A 3,134-nucleotide genomic window follows, 5' to 3' on the forward strand; every position below is an offset into this window, starting at 1 on the left:
GAGCAGACGCGAGTCAGAGCTGCGGTCAGAGTGGTCTTACCGTGGTCAACGTGGCCGATAGTGCCGACGTTAACGTGGGGAAGGGAACGATCAAACTTTTCCTTAGCCATCGATACAATCCTCCGCAGAAGAAATAGTCTTGCGCTGATAAAACAAAGGCAGATATTTTCATATCTGCCTTGTTTATATGGAGCTCTTGAGCGGATTTGAACCGCTGACCTCACCCTTACCAAGGGTGTGCTCTACCAACTGAGCTACAAGAGCGAAACACTTTGCGCAAAATCCGGCAAACTTGGAGCGGGTAGCGGGAATCGAACCCGCATCATCAGCTTGGAAGGCTGAGGTTCTACCACTAAACTATACCCGCGGAGCTTGCGGCTCTCGCTAAAACTGGTGGAGGGAGAAGGATTCGAACCTTCGAAGCTCTCGCAACGGATTTACAGTCCGTCCCCTTTGACCGCTCGGGAATCCCTCCAGATGTGGCCGGCATTCTATTTGCCTGCCGCCCTAGTGTCAAGCGTTTTTTCAAATTTTTTCAATCAAATCTGAAACTTAGCTGCTTTGACACCGCTTCCAGTTCTACCACCTGAGTGGTGTTCCCTGTGAAGCGGGCGCCATTCTATCAAGCTATTCGCCAGTTGCAATACCCTGGCAGAAAATAATTTTATGTTTTAAGTCTTTGAAATCATTGGAAAGAGCTGAGAGTACCGTTTGGTCCAGCAAACGCTCGCTTTCCGGTGCAACCTTGAGCCAGCGCCCATCTGCCCCCGGCAGCTGCCCCACCACTGGCAAGGTCGCAATATCTAGGCTCAAGAGGCGCTGACGCAGCGCATCCAGCTGCCCCTGCCCCATTACCCCACCCACTACCAGGCATTCATCACGACGCTTGGGCGGCGCCGACACGCCTGTTTCACGCAGCAGACGGATCTCTTGCTGATTCCCCTTGTACAGAGACAGCGGGGCGACTTCCTTGACCTTCAGCGGGGCTTCCTGCTGATGCCACACGTAATAGAAGACGTTGAGCACCAGTAACAGCAGAAACAACCAACGCATAGGCACCTCAATCCAATGGGCAGGCCATGGCCAGGCCAACGAAAACCAGGTCTGGCACAACACGCGCCTGGGGCACAGCCTCCCTTACCAGTGGCGCATCACCCCCAGTGAGAAATACCGTGAACGTGTCCCCCCACAGCACACGCGCCTGATCAAGCTGGGTGCGCGCAAAACCCTGGAGCATCAACACACAACCGCGCTCGACCGCTTCGACGGTTGAGCGCCCGGGAGACAGACTGGTCAATGCGCGCTCGGCGGAGGCATCGTCATAGCGTATACGCCGGGTATGGGTGCGCAGCTGGCTACGCATCAAAGGCATGCCCGGGCAAATGTAACCACCCAGATGCTCACCATCCGCTGCAACGAAGTCCGCTTTTGCAGCAGTGCCCAAGTCAATGACCAGGCACGCGCCCTTTGCCAAGTGAAATGCACCCAGCGCAGCCAGCCAACGATCCATACCCAGACGCTGATAATCGTCATAGCCATTGCGCACGCCGGCCATTTCCCGTGCCGGATGCGCAACACGCGCCTGAACGGTAAACGCCTGGGCAATCAATGAACACAGTGCATCGGTTTCTTCCTCGCTGCGCACACTGACAATGCGACAGCCCGTAAGACGCACCGAAGCCAACGCAGCCACTTCAGCGAGCAACGCCTGATCGGAATCGACGATCCCGCCACCTTCAATGACTGCATCAGCAGCATGGATTACCCGCCACTTGATGAAGCTGTTACCGCAATCGAGCTCAAGAATCATCACGCAACCTCAAACTGAGCTCACCACCACTGAAGCTCTTTTCCACTCCGTCCACCTCAAGGCGCAAACCACCCTGCCCGTCGACGCCGAGAACCACACCATCAATATGCGTGCTGCCAGCAACCAGCGAGACATTGCGCCCCTGCCAAAGGTGCGCCTGCTCCCATTCTTCCAGGAATGCTGCGAATCCGTAGCGGCGATGGCGTGCCAATTCATGCTGCAGTTGCTGACTGAGCGATGCCACCAAGTGATTGCGATCAATTGTCGCACCCACCTCACGCCGCATTGAAGTCCACTGTTGGTCGACCTGGTCATTTGCCTGCATGTTCACATTGATACCGATACCCAGTACTACATGACAGACATCAGCAGGGTCGCCCACCAGCTCCAGGAGAATGCCGGTAATCTTCTGCCCGCGAACCAGCACATCGTTGGGCCATTTGAGCCCTACCTCTTTTACGCCAAACGCCTGCAGGGTACGCATTACGGCCAGTCCCACCACCAGGCTCAAACCTTCGAGCTGACGCATGCCGCCATCCACCCGCAATACAAGGCTGTAATAGAGGTTCTCGGCGAATGGGCTGACCCATTGACGGCCACGCCGGCCGCGGCCGGCACTCTGCCGCTCGGCCAGCACGATAAACGGAGCAGCCTGCCCTTGGCCGGCAAGCCGCAAACCTTCCGCATTGGTCGAATCAATCGATTCGTGGATGAACACCGGCCACTGCTCGCCTTCGGCATAACCGGCGATTGCGTGTGCTTCGAGCAAGGCGAGCGGTGCCGCCAGCTGATAGCCGCGCCCACGAACCTTGTGAATGGTGAGGTTCAGTTCACTCTCCAGATGCTGCAGCTGCTTCCAAACGGCACTGCGACTCACCCCGAGGGCTGCCCCCAGGGCTTCACCGGAATGGAACCGGCCATCCTTGAGGAGATTCAACAACTTCAGCATGCCAGTCTCGACTTGGAATAAGGCAGGCATGATAGCCATGGGCTGTTGGCTTGCATAGGAAAAGGGCCTGTAAGTGCGGCCTTGTGTAGCGATCCCCGTGGGGTTCAGCTTTTGCCGCGGAGCAGGCCACGCGGTGGATGGCACCGGCGTTGCCGGTGTTCGCGGCTAAAGCCGCTCCTACAGGGATCTGGGTAAAGCCGAGACTTGCGTGAGAGCTTGGCTTTTTCGGGCCACAAAGACAAAACCCCTACCTGCATGTGCAGATAGGGGTTTTGCGAAATGAATCTTGACGATGACCTACTCTCACATGGGGAAACCCCACACTACCATCGGCGATGCATCGTTTCACTGCTGAGTTCGGGATGGGATCAGGTG

The 3,134-nt window shown here is 56.7% G+C and carries 4 protein-coding genes, 3 tRNA genes and 1 rRNA gene; all 8 read right to left on the reverse strand.

What is annotated here, in order from left to right:
* On the reverse strand, positions 1-110 hold a 110-nt coding region (locus FHW75_RS26620), incomplete at its 3' end, for a GTP-binding protein (RefSeq protein ID WP_132579187.1).
* Positions 111-188: 78 nt separating this feature from the next.
* A tRNA-Thr gene (locus FHW75_RS26625) sits at positions 189-264 on the reverse strand.
* Positions 265-293: 29 nt separating this feature from the next.
* Positions 294-367: transfer RNA gene (locus tag FHW75_RS26630), tRNA-Gly, on the reverse strand.
* A 24-nt stretch (positions 368-391) separates the two neighbouring features.
* Positions 392-475 (reverse strand) — tRNA-Tyr (locus tag FHW75_RS26635).
* 152 nt (positions 476-627) lie between these two features.
* Entirely contained in the window at positions 628-1,053 is a 426-nt protein-coding gene (locus tag FHW75_RS26640) for a hypothetical protein (protein ID WP_019098632.1), read from the reverse strand.
* A gap of 7 nt (positions 1,054-1,060) precedes the next feature.
* On the reverse strand, positions 1,061-1,810 hold the full coding sequence (locus FHW75_RS26645) for a pantothenate kinase (RefSeq protein WP_025755075.1): 750 nt from the start codon (positions 1,808-1,810) through the stop codon (positions 1,061-1,063).
* Positions 1,800-2,759 carry a bifunctional biotin--[acetyl-CoA-carboxylase] ligase/biotin operon repressor BirA gene (birA, locus tag FHW75_RS26650; RefSeq protein WP_027609938.1) on the reverse strand — a complete coding sequence of 320 codons (960 nt, stop codon included), beginning with the start codon at positions 2,757-2,759 and terminating at the stop codon, positions 1,800-1,802. Before birA ends, FHW75_RS26645 begins: the two co-directional genes overlap by 11 nt.
* A 284-nt stretch (positions 2,760-3,043) precedes the next feature.
* A 5S ribosomal RNA gene (gene rrf, locus FHW75_RS26655) occupies positions 3,044-3,134 on the reverse strand; the annotation flags it as partial.

The sequence above is a fragment of the Pseudomonas sp. OG7 genome, assembly GCF_014192825.1.
GTDB classification, from domain to species: Bacteria; Pseudomonadota; Gammaproteobacteria; order Pseudomonadales; family Pseudomonadaceae; genus Aquipseudomonas; species Aquipseudomonas monteilii.

What these genes read in the sequence shown, in the direction of transcription:
- FHW75_RS26645 (WP_025755075.1), bottom strand. Translation starts at nt 1,810, where the DNA reads ATGATTCTTGAGCTCGATTGCGGTAACAGCTTCATCAAGTGGCGGGTA.
- FHW75_RS26640 (WP_019098632.1), bottom strand. Translation starts at nt 1,053, where the DNA reads ATGCGTTGGTTGTTTCTGCTGTTACTGGTGCTCAACGTCTTCTATTAC.
- birA (WP_027609938.1), bottom strand. Translation starts at nt 2,759, where the DNA reads ATGCTGAAGTTGTTGAATCTCCTCAAGGATGGCCGGTTCCATTCCGGT.